Origin of the sequence: Bacteroides caecigallinarum (genome assembly GCF_016901995.1) — a bacterium.
Taxonomy (GTDB): Bacteria; Bacteroidota; Bacteroidia; order Bacteroidales; family Bacteroidaceae; genus Phocaeicola; species Phocaeicola cellulolyticus.
Genome location: NZ_JACJLE010000025.1, coordinates 1 through 15,885 on the forward strand (window position 1 = coordinate 1; position 15,885 = coordinate 15,885).

General features: G+C 40.3%; 15 protein-coding genes. 4 read left to right on the forward strand and 11 right to left on the reverse strand.

What is annotated here, in order from left to right:
* The first annotated feature begins 237 nt into the window (after positions 1-237).
* Genes corA through H6A61_RS07920 form a run of 4 tightly spaced genes read left to right on the forward strand, consistent with a single transcriptional unit; the run spans position 238 to position 4,341 of the window.
* Positions 238-1,275 (forward strand): magnesium/cobalt transporter CorA, encoded by a 1,038-nt coding sequence (gene corA, locus H6A61_RS07905; protein ID WP_204392663.1) that lies wholly within the window; start codon positions 238-240, stop codon positions 1,273-1,275.
* 6 nt (positions 1,276-1,281) lie between these two features.
* Entirely contained in the window at positions 1,282-1,929 is a 648-nt protein-coding gene (nth, locus tag H6A61_RS07910) for an endonuclease III (RefSeq protein ID WP_154044580.1), read from the forward strand.
* 53 nt (positions 1,930-1,982) lie between these two features.
* Positions 1,983-3,176 (forward strand): esterase, encoded by a 1,194-nt coding sequence (locus H6A61_RS07915; protein WP_204392665.1) that lies wholly within the window; start codon positions 1,983-1,985, stop codon positions 3,174-3,176.
* 16 nt (positions 3,177-3,192) lie between these two features.
* Positions 3,193-4,341 carry a site-2 protease family protein gene (locus tag H6A61_RS07920; protein WP_204392667.1) on the forward strand — a complete coding sequence of 383 codons (1,149 nt, stop codon included), beginning with the start codon at positions 3,193-3,195 and terminating at the stop codon, positions 4,339-4,341.
* Between the two features lie 72 nt (positions 4,342-4,413).
* Here the strand turns inward: H6A61_RS07920 and H6A61_RS07925 are convergent, their stop codons facing one another.
* The 11 genes from H6A61_RS07925 to ettA all read right to left on the reverse strand — a co-directional run bounded on the left by H6A61_RS07925 (position 4,414) and on the right by ettA (position 15,884).
* Entirely contained in the window at positions 4,414-5,301 is an 888-nt protein-coding gene (locus H6A61_RS07925) for a hypothetical protein (protein ID WP_204392670.1), read from the reverse strand.
* 28 nt (positions 5,302-5,329) lie between these two features.
* Positions 5,330-5,779 (reverse strand): DUF6108 family protein, encoded by a 450-nt coding sequence (locus tag H6A61_RS07930; RefSeq protein ID WP_239469150.1) that lies wholly within the window; start codon positions 5,777-5,779, stop codon positions 5,330-5,332.
* A gap of 13 nt (positions 5,780-5,792) precedes the next feature.
* The gene (locus H6A61_RS07935; protein WP_204392672.1) at positions 5,793-6,251 is read right to left on the reverse strand and encodes a hypothetical protein; all 459 of its coding nucleotides are present in this window, start codon (positions 6,249-6,251) and stop codon (positions 5,793-5,795) included.
* Complete coding sequence (locus H6A61_RS07940) at positions 6,248-6,754, reverse strand: RNA polymerase sigma factor (RefSeq protein ID WP_204392674.1); 507 nt, start codon at positions 6,752-6,754, stop codon at positions 6,248-6,250. Before H6A61_RS07940 ends, H6A61_RS07935 begins: the two co-directional genes overlap by 4 nt.
* Before the next feature lie 153 nt (positions 6,755-6,907).
* Complete coding sequence (gene mcrC, locus H6A61_RS07945) at positions 6,908-7,957, reverse strand: 5-methylcytosine-specific restriction endonuclease system specificity protein McrC (protein WP_204392676.1); 1,050 nt, start codon at positions 7,955-7,957, stop codon at positions 6,908-6,910.
* Positions 7,950-9,995, reverse strand: coding sequence for an AAA family ATPase (locus H6A61_RS07950; protein WP_204392678.1), 2,046 nt, complete (start codon positions 9,993-9,995; stop codon positions 7,950-7,952). The genes mcrC and H6A61_RS07950 overlap by 8 nt, the downstream gene beginning before the upstream one ends.
* A gap of 21 nt (positions 9,996-10,016) precedes the next feature.
* Positions 10,017-10,472, reverse strand: a complete 456-nt coding sequence (locus H6A61_RS07955; protein ID WP_204392680.1) for a hypothetical protein — start codon at positions 10,470-10,472, stop codon at positions 10,017-10,019.
* Between the two features lie 168 nt (positions 10,473-10,640).
* Entirely contained in the window at positions 10,641-11,015 is a 375-nt protein-coding gene (locus H6A61_RS07960) for a NifB/NifX family molybdenum-iron cluster-binding protein (RefSeq protein ID WP_204392682.1), read from the reverse strand.
* A gap of 24 nt (positions 11,016-11,039) precedes the next feature.
* Complete coding sequence (locus H6A61_RS07965) at positions 11,040-11,417, reverse strand: MarR family winged helix-turn-helix transcriptional regulator (RefSeq protein ID WP_204392684.1); 378 nt, start codon at positions 11,415-11,417, stop codon at positions 11,040-11,042.
* Positions 11,418-11,420: 3 nt separating this feature from the next.
* Positions 11,421-13,880 carry a DsrE/DsrF/DrsH-like family protein gene (locus H6A61_RS07970; RefSeq protein ID WP_204392686.1) on the reverse strand — a complete coding sequence of 820 codons (2,460 nt, stop codon included), beginning with the start codon at positions 13,878-13,880 and terminating at the stop codon, positions 11,421-11,423.
* Between the two features lie 315 nt (positions 13,881-14,195).
* Positions 14,196-15,884, reverse strand: coding sequence for an energy-dependent translational throttle protein EttA (ettA, locus tag H6A61_RS07975; protein ID WP_204392688.1), 1,689 nt, complete (start codon positions 15,882-15,884; stop codon positions 14,196-14,198).
* Between the last annotated feature and the right edge of the window lies 1 nt (position 15,885).

The window sequence follows — 15,885 nt, forward strand, 5'->3', positions numbered from 1 at the left end:
TTAAGTTTTAATGTCACAAAAGTAGTATGTACCAATCATTTATTATTTTCAATACTGTTGCAAATACTTTCAAATCCGTTTCGTTTGGCAGAATTCATAAATTTATCTTCATTTATAAACGATATCAAAGATAACTATCATTATTATTCCTATAATTTGTAACTGAAAAGTATATATTTTCACATATTATAATTACCTTTGGTTTTAAACTATATTAATGGCTATAAAATTAACTGTATGACCAAAAATAACCTACTTACAGAACAACTGAGATATACAGGCGAGAACATATGTCCTACCAAAATAAATCTGTGTTCTTATAAGAAAGACTCCATCACGTATCATAAGGATATAGAACTAGAGCATCTTCAGGAATTAATGAACGAGGACGAAATAAACTGGATACAGATTACCGGTATGCAGGATACTGATAAAATAAAAAATATATGCCAGATGTTCTGCATCGATTTTCTGACTACTCAGGATATCCTTAATCCGGAACACCTCACAAAAGTGGAAGAACACGATGATTACAATGTAATAATCATCAAGCTCCTGACGATGAACAAGGATAGAGATTATGAATCGATGCAACTATGTATCATTCAAGGCAAATCATATGTTCTCACATTCGTTGAAAAAGAAACAGATTTCTTCAATGAGATTATTTCGGCGCTGAACAAAAACACATTGAAGATCCGTCACCGCCAGTCGGACTATCTGCTAAGTGTAATACTGAACAGCTCTATGGCAAATTTCATGTCCGTGCTGACAGCAATGGAAGATGAACTGGAAGATATGGAAGAAGCTTTAATCGTTCCTCACAATCCGGATGCGCCGGGAATAGAAAACATACAGAAATACAGGAAAAACTACCGTATAATAAAGAAATGCATCTTCCCGATGAAGGAACACATCAACAAGCTGTTTCATGCAGACAACGAACTGCTGAACGAACAGCAACGTCCGTTCTTCAACGATGTGAACGACCATCTGCAATTCGTACTTCAGACAATGGAAAGCTGTCGTGACCTTATAACAGCCATCGTTGACCTATACATATCAAGAAACGACCAACGTCTGAACGACATAATGAAACAGCTCACCATCGTTTCCACTATCTTCATCCCTCTGACATTCCTTGCCGGAATATGGGGAATGAACTTCGAATGGATGCCCGAATTGCACTGGGAATACGGATACCTTTTCGCATGGGCACTGATGCTGACTATGGGTATCTCACTTTTCTTCTTTTTCAGACACAAAAAATGGTAACAGACTATGCGTAAACAGGAATTATACAATAAGGTTATAGAATATTTTGAGAAGGCAATGCCGGTGGCAGAGACCGAGCTACATTACTCAAACCCTTTTGAACTGCTCATTGCAGTGATACTTAGCGCGCAATGTACGGACAAGCGTGTGAACATGATAACTCCACCGTTGTTTCACGACTTCCCTACTCCAGAAGCCCTTGCCGCAAGCACTCCCGAAGTGATATTCGAATATATCCGCAGTGTGAGCTACCCCAACAATAAGGCCAAGCACCTCGTCGGAATGGCAAAGATGCTCGTAAGCGAATATAACAGCACAGTGCCGGATACACTGGAAAAACTCGTAAAGCTACCTGGTGTGGGCCGCAAGACAGCCAATGTAATACAAAGCGTGGTATTCAATAAAGCAGCAATGGCAGTAGATACACATGTGTTCCGCGTGAGCCACAGAATCGGTCTTGTACCGAAATCATGCACCACTCCGCTTGCCACTGAGAATTATCTGATGAAATATATTCCAAAGGATATTGTTCCTAAAGCTCATCACTGGCTGATACTGCACGGAAGATATGTCTGCATTGCACGTTCGCCTAAATGTTCGGAATGTGGATTAAACGGAATATGTAAAGAATCCCTTAAAGTCAAACCTGAATAAATTATTCATATCAACATAAATAACATAACTCAAACAAGAAATAATATTACACCATGAAAAAATTAAATCTTTTATTATCGGCTTTATTTATAAGTCTGACTTGTTCCGCTCAGGAATCATTATGGGGTGGACAGAACATCACTTCGCCTGAAATACACCCGAACAATACCGTAACTTTCCGTTTTCATGCACCCAAAGCTGTTCAGGTAAAGGTTACAGGCGACTTCCTGCCTACTGTAAAAATGGATACTCAGTTCGGTAAGGTAGATGTACCGGGATATGCCGAGCTGAAAGAAGGCAAGAACGGTGTTTGGGAATATACCACTCCACAACCTCTTGCTTCAGAGCTTTACAATTATTCGTTCATAGTTGATGGTCTGAAAGTGACAGACCCGAACAATGTCTATGTGAGCCGTGATGTAGCATCAGTTTTCAATATATTCATAGTCAAGGGAGAGCCGGGCGACTTATACAGTGTAAACAAAGTCCCTCACGGAACTGTAACAAAGCGCTGGTATCACAGCGACGCCTTAGGCTATGACCGCCGACTGACAGTCTATACCCCTGCAGGCTATGAAAACAGCAACAAGCGCTATCCTGTGCTTTATCTGCTTCACGGTATGGGTGGCGATGAAGATGCCTGGACCACCCTTGGAAGGACTACACAGATAATGGATAACCTTATAGCTCAGGGAAAGGCAGAACCTATGATAGTAGTTATGCCAAACGGAAATGTAGATCAGGAAGCTGCTCCTGGAGAATCGTCTTTAGGAATGTACAAACCGACAATGAATCTTCCAAGAACAATGGAAGGCACCATGGAGACTACCTTCCCTGAAATAATGAAATTCATCGAAAATAATTACAGGGTTGAGAATAAAAAATCCAGACGTGCCATAGCCGGCCTTTCAATGGGTGGATATCATTCTCTTCATATTTCCAAAGAATATCCGGATAAATTCGATTATGTAGGTCTTTTCTCTGCAGCAATACTTCCCGATAAGGAAAAAGATTCAGATATCTATAAAAACATGGAAGAAAAACTGGCTAAACAGTTCAGCAAAGCCCCTAAACTTTACTGGATTGCAATTGGAAAGACAGACTTCCTGTATAATGCCAACGTGGAGTACAGAAAGTTGCTTGACAAACACAACTACAAATATGTGTATAGAGAAAGCGACGGCGGACACATCTGGCGCAACTGGAGAATATATCTGTCTGAATTTGCTACAATGATTTTCAAATAATAATTCCAGGACTAGCATGATTGGTTTTTTAAAGAAAAACATTGCCGTAATACTGTTTATAGTATTGTCATTGATTTTTGGAGGATGCATCGGATATTCATTAATAATTTTTTTCGGCAAGGAACAAGGTTTTGTTTCTCTTATAACAAATCTGTTGCTTTCATTCCTGATAATGATTGTATGTATCTTCATGCAGATAATAATACATGAAACAGGACATCTTACTGTAGCTCTGATGCGCGGATGGAAATTCATTTCCTTTATGGCATTCGGTTTTATACTGACCAAGCGTGACGGGCACTACAGACTCTCTACCATGAAACTTGCGGGTGCCGGAGGGCAATGCCTTCTGCTCCCACCCGAAAATGGAGACTCGGATTTCGGGATTATGCTTTACAATCTTGGAGGCGTAATATTCAATCTGATGTTTTCCGTCATTAGCGGGATATTGTTGTGGACATGCCACGAATCGCTAAACCCATATCTGAATATATTCCTGATGCTGTTTTCTGGTGTAGGGATATGCTTTTTTCTGGTAAACGGTATTCCTTCCACTTTCTCAGGTATCCCTAACGACGGTTACAATATATTGCGACTCAGAGAAGACAAGTTCTCCACACAGGTGTTTCTGGATTCACTCCGTTTTCTGGCAAAAACACAAAGCGGTAAAAGACCTCACGAAGCTATGGAAGAGTATTATTCTGACAATAAACGGCTTGACATGTCGTCTCCGTTTCATGTCTGCGCCCTTACCATGGATCTGGCTGTGGCACTTGACAGACTGGACTTCGATAAAGCACATAATCTGATAGCCTTAGCCGAAGAAAGATGGAATGAAATAATTCAGATATACAAAAACGAAATAGCTATGGAACGTCTGTTCCTCAATCTGATAGACAATGGTGATAAAAGCAAAATCGAAGAGGCTATCAATGACAAAAATATTATGATTTACTTGAACCAGAATGCCACATTCCGACCTTCTGCATTAAGAATCCAATATGCCATTGCCCTGATTTACGATAAAGACCGTGAAAAGGCAGACAAGATTATGGAACGTTTCAATACAATTTCCGAGAGTTATTATAACATTGGAGATACCTTATGCGAGAAAGCTCTCATGAAATACACTTCCGTACTTTATAGTGATATAAGCAAACAGTAAATTTTATTCCTTTATAAAAAGCGAAAAAGAGCAACCGAAGCCCTGAGACCTTTGTTGCTCTTTACGTTTATATCAGAATATGACAACTCCTACAGACAATGCCGAGAACTCCGGACCATACGTAGTGTCAAGCACCTTACATGGGCTATACTTTACATAGAACCCTAAAGTATTGAAACCGAATGAAGCCTGAATATCAACTGTCACTGGAGTCTGATGAATATTATCATCCGTCAGTTTAAACTTTTCTCCATTCAGCTTGTAGCGTGTCTTCATACTGGCATGCGTATTGAAATTGATAATCGGTCCGAAACTAAAGCTGAAATTATTTTTCGTTTGATGAGTAAACATAACAGGGAAAGACCAACTGAATACCTTGATACGTGAAAACTGAATATCTGCACCTTCAGGATAAGCGCCGATAGACATATCATTTCCAGGATCTTTTATAAAGCGCTGCTTGCCCGTCATACGGTAATTGCGCCAACTGCAAGCCACTCCGATAGAAAGAGAAGTCCTTGTTTTCCAAGGATAATATTCCCAACCAAATGAAGGAGTAGTAATTTCCCATGAAGAACCCATGGTTACATCCATATTGTCGGGAGCTCCCTGAACTGTGGAAAGTCCTATTTTGAAGTCCTTGACCACAAATGCATTCCGTTTACGTTTCTGTTCTTCTGTATGCTTTCTGAACGGGATATTGAAATCCCAGTCACTGTTACGTTCTTTTGTAACCGAAACATCCGAAGGGGATATTTCCACCTCACGGACATAACGGAAATCCGGATTGTCTTTCTTTCCGTCAATTTCTACCTTCATGCGGTTGTTTGACTCTGTTATTGTTACCCTATCAGGGTTATCAATACCCATTACATTCTCAACCTTCAATGAGTCTTTACTTTCAGCATACCCGCCTGCCGCAATCAGCAATGTTGCTACAAGCAAAATCATTTTCTTCATATCTTTATAATGTTTTATTTGTTTCTTCCTATTTAAACATCTGCTTCAGTTCCTCCAGGGTAACCTGTCCTTCCATATATACCACCGTAACTTCCGGTTTCTTTGCACCGTCAGGAACCACAGAGGTATTTCTGTAGAACAGATATCGGTAACTTTCATCCTGTGGCGGGAAACAATAGAAACCATAATACAGCTGCGTACCAATTTTCCCAACTTCCTTGTCAACAGCCATTTCCGCATCCTTTACAACAAGTGCCTCTATCTCATCCGACAATGCCGGAGCATCTGTTACTGTCAGACTACGGAAAAGCGTCAGATGATATTTCTTCAGTTCCTTACCTTTGATAAGAACCTCTACCGCCCTCTTGTCATACTTGAAGCGACCGTCGAACAAGGTTTCCACATGCATGCCCTTCTGTGCCGAAATAGGCAGCACAGCCAGCATGGTAATTCCCAGTATAATCAATCGTCTTATCATATCTCATTATTTTTTAGTTTTCAACTGATGCTCCAATTGTCTGAAAGATGTCCGACAATTGTTCCTGAACCGTTTCCTGTGGCAAATCATGTCGCACTTTATCGATGGATTTCATAGCCTCCGAAAAAACTATTTCCTTATCAGTGTAACGCTCACCGTTGATATAGGCCACACAGACGTTAGTCCTTTCTGCCACCTGCCATACAGCAGTCAAGGCCAACACACCCGTAATAGCTGCGGCTGCCGCATAATATCTCAACCGTACGCCTCGTGTACGCTGTCTGTTATGTATGGCACGTCCTGTAGCGATAAATCCCATTACGGCACGAAGCTCGTCGAACTCCTTCCCTTGCGAAGCCGGTGTGGCGAGAAAACGTGCCAATGCTTCTTCTTCAACATCTGTTGTCTGGGCTTCAAAGTAGCGTTCCGCCAACTCTTTCCACTGCTGATAAGTTCGTTCGTTTTCTTTCATCGTTCCATCTGTTTTAAATAACAATCCCTGATTTCTTTTCTAGCTCTCGACAGTTGCATCCGCACAGCCGGTTCCTGCATTCCGAGTATTTCGGCTATTTCATCATACTTTTTTCCTTCATACTCTTTCATCCGTAAAATCTGTTGTTGCAGAGGTGTCAGCCTTAGCTCAATGATACGTTCCAGCATGCGGAAACGCTCTTCTCTCTCAATACTCTCATCCGCTTGGTCACAAACGGATTCATCCCTGTTCTCATCCAACTCTACAGTAGGAATATTGTTCCTCTTGCGCAGTGTATCAATACACAGATTCTTAACCGTCACTACCGTAAGCGCCTCGGCTTCTTCGCGCGAACCGATCTGGTCAGCATGTCGCCACAACCGGAAGAAAGCCTCCTGAAGTGCATCGTCGGCATCCTCCTTATTGGGAAGGAAACGCATTGCAAGCCTGAGAAAATTTTTCCTCAGTTCTGTAAATGTTGATGTCAGTGTTTCTTTACTCATGCTTTTTATCGGGTCCGTACTATTCGTTTTCAAAAAGGTAAACGTAAAGATATTGGTTTTGTAACAGAGAAGATGGAAAAAAATAATAAGTATTTAAATAAATCACTTATTCAAATACTTATTAAAATGTCTTAAGTATATTTTTACTTAATTTCAAGTAAAATATAAAGATACAATTAAATCCAACTGTTTGGATATTTCATCAAATCGTTGGTTCAAATCAAGGGTTTTAACAAGAAATCGGTTTTTACCTATAACAACATCAAGTTCAGGAACTGTTTCCTCTTCCGTTTTTGCGTACAGCAAAACGCCTGAAACATTACCTGAATTATCACAATCCTTATTCTTAACATAAGTAAAAATCTGATACATATTTCCAGAATGAATAGTAGATTTACCAAACTGGGTTTGAGTCATACTACCATAATACTTGGTGTCAATTATAAGTGTCTTATCTCCATTATGTAATGATATATCTGTTTTCATTGAAGGCAAAAAATCAACAACAGCGCTTTCTGTATCATAAATATCCCATTCAACCATATCCGAATTTGCCTTCAAATATTTGTGATGCTTACGGTAATACTCCAACACAAAACGTTCAAAAAGCTTGTTCATGTGTTCATCAGTAAATGTAGCCATCTTAAACTCGCCTTTCTGAGTTGTCATCAAAACTCCATCAACAATAAAATAGCATATATTCATCAGCATCCTGTAATTCTGATTATTACGCTGAAATTTCAGTAATTTCCATTTTACTGTCATCAGATTTAACTCATGAACATTTCCAAAGAATGGCAAAATAGAACGTAAACCTTTTTTATATTTATGACGTAAACTGTTATTCCCAATCAATAAAAGTATTGTACTTTTTATTATCTGATTGAAGATATTATCCTCTGACAACTCATCATAATCACATCCCAACAGACTTTTATGTTGTATCATACAGTTGATAGTATCTTCAATATCCAAACGTCCTTTCAACACAGGTAATATTTCATGACAATTTACATATTCTTTATATAGTCCTTGTTTCAGCTGCAACGAAACACCTTTATACAGAATTTCAGCAAATAATTCCAATATCTGCTCGAAATCCTCCTTTGCAATATCATCATAGTTGTTCTTACGTAATTCCTGAAAAGCATAAGTCAACATATAATAAATATTGCGAATCAATATGCCTTTGTCTCTAGTCATTCAATGCTGATTTTAATTTTTCAGACCATTCATTAACTTTATTCTTATTATCGAACCAATATTCTTCAAGCATTGGGATGATATCATACTCTACCACTCCCCTTAAAAAATCATCAGTAACATCCACAGGATTTTTAAAACATAAATAGCTGTGACCTATTTCAAATCCGCTTCCTAAAGAATCATCCTCTATTATCTTTTTATTAAGTTCTATTATTTTCCTGACTAGTTTTTCAAGTTTTGGATTTGTTACCGATGAACATTTCTTCTTAAAACCTTCTGTTTCAAATCCTGGTTTGATATTAAAGAAACTGAATCTTCGGCGAAGAGCATAATCTATCATAGCTAGACTTCTGTCGGCTGTGTTCATCATTCCTATTATATATAGATTTTCCGGAACATAGAACTTTTCGCCTGTATAAGCCAGTGTCATCTTATTCTTTTCGCCACGATAATCTTTTTCAATAAGCATAAGCAGTTCACCGAAAATCTTTGACAGATTACCTCTATTTATTTCATCAATTATAAAGAAGTAGTCCTTATCCCTATTATTCTTTGCAAGGGTGCAGAAATCATAGAAGATTCCTTTTCGAAGAATAAACTTATCTTCTACAGGTCTGTATCCCATTATAAAATCTTCATACGAATAATTTTGGTGAAACTGTATGAAGCATATACGACTGTCATCTTTAACTCCCATAACAGAATAGGCCAATCTTTTAGCGCTGAACGTCTTTCCCACACCTGGCGCCCCTTGTAGAATTACATTCTTCTTTACTTTCAACTGGTGAGATAGTCTATCGTAATCCTTTTCATCCATGAATACTTCATTAAGGAAATCCGATTTACTGTATTTCTCCAAAGGCACAACATCCGGCAACTTATTGCTTTCTCTGATAAGATCAATGATAATCTCATATTCAGCACAAGTCAATTTAAAGAAACTACCATTAGGATTAACAAGGAATTCCATATTTCTCAGTTCCGCTATTTCCTTAATAGTAGAAAAGTCTATAGGTGAAGATAATGTCTCTGTTTTCCTGAACATTATCTTTTCTCCATCATTGGCTTTTGCCACTTCGGCAAGTCCTAAAATCTGTTTTGTAGGATTTGATTCATAACATACTACAATATCACCTTCCTTGGCATCAATAAAATTCTGATAAATACGTCGCTTGTTGCCGTTATCATTAAATAAAGTATAGTCCTGAATCTCTCCAACTACCCATTCAGACATACTCCAGACCTTAGGGTTGGCATTAAGCCACCAATAGTTTTTGTTTTTTATGGGTACGGGAACAGATTCCATCACTTTATAATTATCAACATTAAAAATCTTCTTATTCTCACTTTTGCCAGCTATTGAGAACTTTATAGGCTTACTAATGGAATATACAAAATCGACTGTAGCAGTTTTCATATAGTGATCAGGATAACAATCACTTGTCATTACGTTTTTAAGCATATGACGCAAATCAGAATCGTACATCAATATTTCGGATATTTCATCATACAACTTATATACCATAATAACAGCTTCCGCTTTCTTGGCAAACAATTCTTTCCCATTAATTTCTTTGAATATTTTTTTCGCAACAGCCGGCTTGTATATATAATATTTATCAGGGAAACGAAGCCATAAATATATACTTATCACAGTATAACTCTGAAAATGATTTTTATTTCCATCAATATCCCATTTTGAATGAATATACTTAATTCCTTCTATAAATGACTCTATTCGTATAACCAAGTCTTGACTTTCATCATACAACATTTTAAACAACAAACGTACTTCTTCAGGATAAGATTCCGCATAGCTTCTTATCATTTTACCTGGAAAATTATTCATGAATGCCAATAAATTCCTTGTTCTTAATAAAGACGATTTTAACATTGAAGAAAAATCCTTAGCATCAATATCCCAATTATCCTGGAAGCACTTTACAGCCTTCCATTTGTATATCTCATATGGTATCGTATCATTAAATTTTTCTTTGTACTCGTGTATTAGTTCTTTCAACTTTAAATTATTCATAGTATTGATATTTAAATTTATTTATAAGGCCTTCCCCGCCAATAACGATTCATACTGATAACTTGTATTCTCATAATACATAGAACTATTATAGTCATCAATTTTTGTAATAATCCATGAATTATAGACTTTTATAAGGGCACTAATTATGTCCCCATCCGAATTATCAGCAAATTTAAGGATAATACGTTGTACCACCTTGCCAATATCCCAATGCGTAGGAATACCGTCTTCAGCCTTTGATACATTATCATAGTGTCCTGGAACTATACCATACTTATTAATGATTTCGTCTGTTACCTTATCAATATTCTCGCAATGATATACCTCTGCCAATTCATAATAATGCTCAAGTCCTTTCCGACCTAAAGCATTGACAATGACACTACGTTTATTTTTTGTTTGCCTTCCGATATATTCTATTAAGCTGCATAAAAAGAACAAATCATTCTGTTTACTGTCTTCTCTTCCATTCATTTTTTATTTCCTCGTTATAAATGACTAAAATACAATGTAGTCTCAAAAATAGTAAAAGAACTCTTTCCATGCAAACCAACAATAATTTTTTACCCCATACATATGAAAAATGAGCAACCCAAGCCCCAGCTCCGGTTGCTCATTTTGCACATCCCGCAATATTAAAAATCAATGATTATGACACTCATGTCCGTCCTCACCATGATGGCTGCATGCCTCGCCAGAGTCTTTCAACTCACCTTTGAGATAAGCCTCAACTACATCCATTACAGGACCGCTGCAACCTCTCACCACCTCGATTCCGCAAGACGATAATTTGTTTAGGGCACCCATACCCATATTACCAGCCAGCATAAGTGTTATGCCGTCTTCCTGAAGCTGGTATGCAATGTTCGATTTACAGCCGCATCCTTCAGGTGAAGGCATGATTTCTGTTTTTGCAACTTCATTATTATCATTGACAGTTATAATCGTGTAGAACGCACAATGTCCGAAATGGTCGTCAATATTGCCATTTCTTGTAGGTAATGCTATTTTCTTCATATATCTATAAAATTAAAATAATACTTACATTTTTTCTCCATTACCGCACGCGAAGAACTCACTCAAAAGTTCCGGTACGGGCAGACCTTCGCATTTCAGTTTCTCCATACAGTGCATGGCCTCCGTTGTGAGAGAGAAATAAATCTGGCGTTTGTCCTTGTCGCCGAAATCCCTTATCAGAAATCCCTTGTCCTCTATCGAGCGAAGGACTTTTGAAAGGTGCGACGACTTAAATCCCGTGATTTGTGAAATCTCTCCTGCGGCAACTTTCCTGCTGCCAATGCTGCACATCACCATAGCCTCGTTGAGTGATATACCGTAAATCTCCATAAGGCTATCCTCCAGTTCGGTGATAGCCTTATAAAGTTCACGCATCTTGCATATACATGATATTTTCTCCATGCGTCAGATAAACAGATTTACGTTTGACTCCTGTGCTCTGTCCATGTATGTAGCTACTCCGCCTATCGTTACATTGTCGAGCAACTCTTCTTTCTTCACTCCCATCACGTCCATCGACATCTGACAGGCTATGAATTCTACACCATTGTCAATAGCCTGTTGTCTGAGGGATTCCAGCGATTCGATACCCTTGTTCTTCATGATGTATCTCATCATCTTCGAGCCGATACCGCCCATATTCATCTTCGAGAGTTTGAGTTTCTTCGAGCTTGAAGGCAGCATCATGCCGAACATCTTGCCGAAGATATCTTTCTGAACACTCGGTTTGCGTTCCTTCTTGATGGCATTCAGTCCCCAGAATGTGAAGAAGATGGTAACCTTCTTTCCTGTGGCAGCAGCTCCGTTTGCCAGTACGAATGTGGCAAGAGCCTTGTCGAGGTCATCGCTGAAAAGGATGAATGACTTTCCGTCTGCCGAAGATTGCTGCTTTACTGCCTCTGCGGCACATGCCGTAGCCTTCTCGATTACTACCTTATATATACCTGCAGAAGGTGAAGAAGATATGAACTTATTACCCGTAGTGCGGCACCATGATTCTGCATCTCGAGGGAAACCAGCATCTGTAGCCGATATCTCAAGTCTTTCTCCAGGTTTAAGTCCTTCCATTGTCTTTTTCAGTTTCAATATCGGACCAGGGCACTGCATACCGCAGGCATCAACTTTTATAGTCTTTGCTTCGCTCTGTTCCACAACACACGAACATGCCTCTTTTGCTTCGGCAGCACACTTCATGGCATCATCACCTGGAGTGCAGACTTTTGTCACGGCTGCCTTATATGTCTTTACACCGCCTATCAGATTGCGCACATCCTTGAACCCGTTTTCCTTCAGAATGTTCGATGCAAGATAACCTCTCAACCCTACTCCGCAATACAGGAACACAGGTTTGTCAGTCGGTATCTCGCCCATTCTGTCGCGCATATCGTCAAGAGGGATATTTATCGAGCCGTGTATATTGCCCAAAGAATATTCGTCAGGAGTTCTCACATCTATAAGAGTGACTTTAGAAAGATCCGCATCGCGAAGCTCACGCCAGTAAAGCGGAGTCATCTTGCCTGAAAGGATGTTTCCTGCCACATAACCTGAAACAGCCACAGGGTCTTTTGCTGACGAGAACGGTGGAGCGTACGCATGTTCCAGTCTTGTAAGGTCATACACTGTACCTGCGTTTTTCACAACTAAAGCATACTCGTCTATACGCTTATCCACACCATCATAACCCACAATCTGCGCTCCATACAGACGACCATCCTCCGGTGAGAAAGTAATCTTTATATCCATCTGCAACGCTCCGGGATAATAACCGGCGTGTGAGCCTGAATGTATAGTAGCCGAAAGATACGGTATTTCCATCTGTTTCAGACGCTTTGCAGGAAGACCTGTAGAAGCTACAGTAAGGTCGAACACCTTGGCAATGGCAGTTCCTATCGAACCTTCATATTTCACCTTATTGCCGAACACCATATTATCAGCCACAATTCTTGCCTGACGGTTTGCCGGTCCTGCAAGGAAGTTGAGCCATGGCTTGCCTGTTACTGGATGAGGGAACTCTATTGCATCGCCCACCGCATAAACATCGGCATCCGATGTCTGAAGAAATTCGTTTACGTAGATACCCTTCATCTCGCCCAGTTTCAATCCTGCCTCTACCGCAAGTCTTGTCTCGGCACGTACACCGATAGAAAGTATCACCAGCTCGGCAGTAAGCGAAATTCCGGACTTGAAGTTTACATCGATGGAAGTGCCGTTATCCTTAAAAGACTCAACAGCCTGTTCAAGATACAGCTTCACGCCCTGCTGCTGCAAATGTTCGTGCACGAGTGCCGCCATGGAATAGTCGATAGGTCCCATCACCTGATTTGCCATTTCCACTACAGCCACTTCCATTCCTGCATGCTTGAGGCTTTCAGCCATCTCAAGACCGATAAAACCGCCACCCACAATAACGGCACGCTTTACAATGTTCTTGCTGATATATTCCTTGATTTTGTCAGTATCGTTTACGTTTCTCAGCGTGAATATGCCTTTGCTGTCTATTCCCTGCAATGGCGGAACCACAGGCGATGCTCCCGGCGACAACAGAAGTTTGTCATACTGCTCGGTATATTCCCTGCCATCCTTGGTACGCACAGCAACTGTCTTGTTCTTCACGTCAACCGATACAACTTCCGAATTTGTTCTAACGTCGATATTGAATCTCTTGCCGAAAGCCTCCGGAGTCTGAACGAAAAGTTTATTCCTGTCGCCTATCACTCCGCCGATATAATATGGCAATCCACAGTTGGCATACGAAATGTACTGCCCTTTCTCGAACATGATAATCTCAGCCTTCTCCGTGTTTCTGCGAATTCTTGCCGCTGCAGTGGCACCTCCAGCCACACCTCCTACTATAAGATACTTCATAATGTATTATTGTTTTATTATTTTATTCACCACTTAAAATATTTTCCACTGGAAACTTTTGCAAAGAAATAACTATTTTTCCAACAAACAAAATAATTAACATTTATTACGGATGATATGGAAAGAATTAAACGCCCAGCAAGAAAATTATTCTGAACTTGAAACAAAACATTTTTAATTTGACATTTTCTATAAATATAGATTATTTATAGATTTAGTAATGTTATTTTCAGGTTTGTGACTTGAAGACATATAATAGAAAAGCCGCTGAAGAACCCTCTCCAACGGCTTTATCCATATTATTATGAGTATCTATCAATCTTCCATCAGCTTGCGGTAACGTACCCTCTTAGGTTCCACATTGCCCATGCGCTTCATCTTGTTTTCTTCGTATTCAGTATATGAACCCTCGAAGTAGAACACTTCGCTATTACCTTCGAAAGCAAGGATATGAGTACAAATACGGTCGAGGAACCAACGGTCGTGGCTAATTACTACGGCACATCCTGCAAAATCCTCAAGACCTTCTTCAAGGGCACGGAGAGTATTTACGTCGATATCGTTGGTAGGCTCGTCGAGAAGCAATACGTTGCCTTCTTCCTTCAGTGCCATAGCAAGGTGAAGACGGTTTCTCTCACCACCTGAAAGCATTCCGCAAAGTTTTTCCTGGTCAGCACCTGAGAAATTGAAGCGACTCAGGTATGCACGGGCATTGACATCACGGTTACCCATACGGATAAGTTCGTTTCCACCGCTTATCACCTGATATACAGTCTTGTTAGGGTCGATATCCTTGTGCTGCTGATCGACGTATGCCACTTTTACAGTCTCACCTACTTCGAATTCGCCCTTGTCAGGAGTTTCAAGTCCCATAATCAGACGGAAGAGGGTTGTCTTACCGGCACCGTTAGGACCAATGACACCTACTATACCGTTAGGCGGAAGCATGAAGTTGAGGTCGTCGAACAGAAGTTTGTCGCCGTATGCCTTAGCCACGTGCTTGGCTTCAATAACCTTGTTACCGAGACGTGGTCCGTTAGGAATGAAGATTTCAAGTTTTTCTTCCTTAGCCTTAACGTCTTCGTTGAGGAGTTTGTCGTATGAGTTAAGACGTGCTTTACCTTTGGCCTGACGTGCCTTAGGAGCCATGCGCACCCATTCAAGCTCGCGTTCGAGAGTCTTGCGACGCTTGCTGGCAGTCTTTTCTTCCATCTCCATACGTTTTGTCTTCTGTTCAAGCCAGCTTGAATAGTTACCCTTCCATGGAATACCTTCGCCACGGTCGAGTTCCAGAATCCATCCTGCAACGTGGTCGAGGAAGTAACGGTCGTGAGTAACGGCAATTACTGTACCTTCATACTGCTGCAAGTGCTGTTCCAGCCAGTCGATACTTTCAGCATCAAGGTGGTTGGTAGGCTCGTCAAGAAGGAGGATATCAGGTTTCTGAAGAAGGAGACGGCACAATGCCACACGGCGGCGTTCACCTCCGGAGAGATTCTTCACCAACTGGTCTTCAGGCGGACAGCGCAGTGCGTCCATAGCACGTTCCAGCTTGCTGTCGAGGTTCCATGCGTCGGTAGCATCAATAATATCCTGCAGTTCTGCCTGGCGCGCGAAGAGTGCGTCCATCTTCTCAGGATCTTCGTAATATTCCGGCAGACCGAATTTATTGTTGATTTCTTCATACTCTGTCAGTGTATCTACGACCTGCTGAACACCTTCCATTACTACTTCTTTCACAGTCTTTGTATCGTCCAGCTGCGGTTCCTGAGCAAGATATCCCACTGAATATCCCTGAGAGAATACCACTTCGCCCTGGTAGCTTTTCTCGATACCGGCAATAATTTTCATCAAAGTTGACTTACCGGAACCGTTCAAACCTATGATACCGATCTTGGCTCCATAGAAAAAGGATAGGTAGATGTCTTTCAATACCTGCTTGTTGTTCTGGAATGACTTGCTCACTCCGACCATCGAAAAGATAATTTTTTTGTCGTCTGCCATA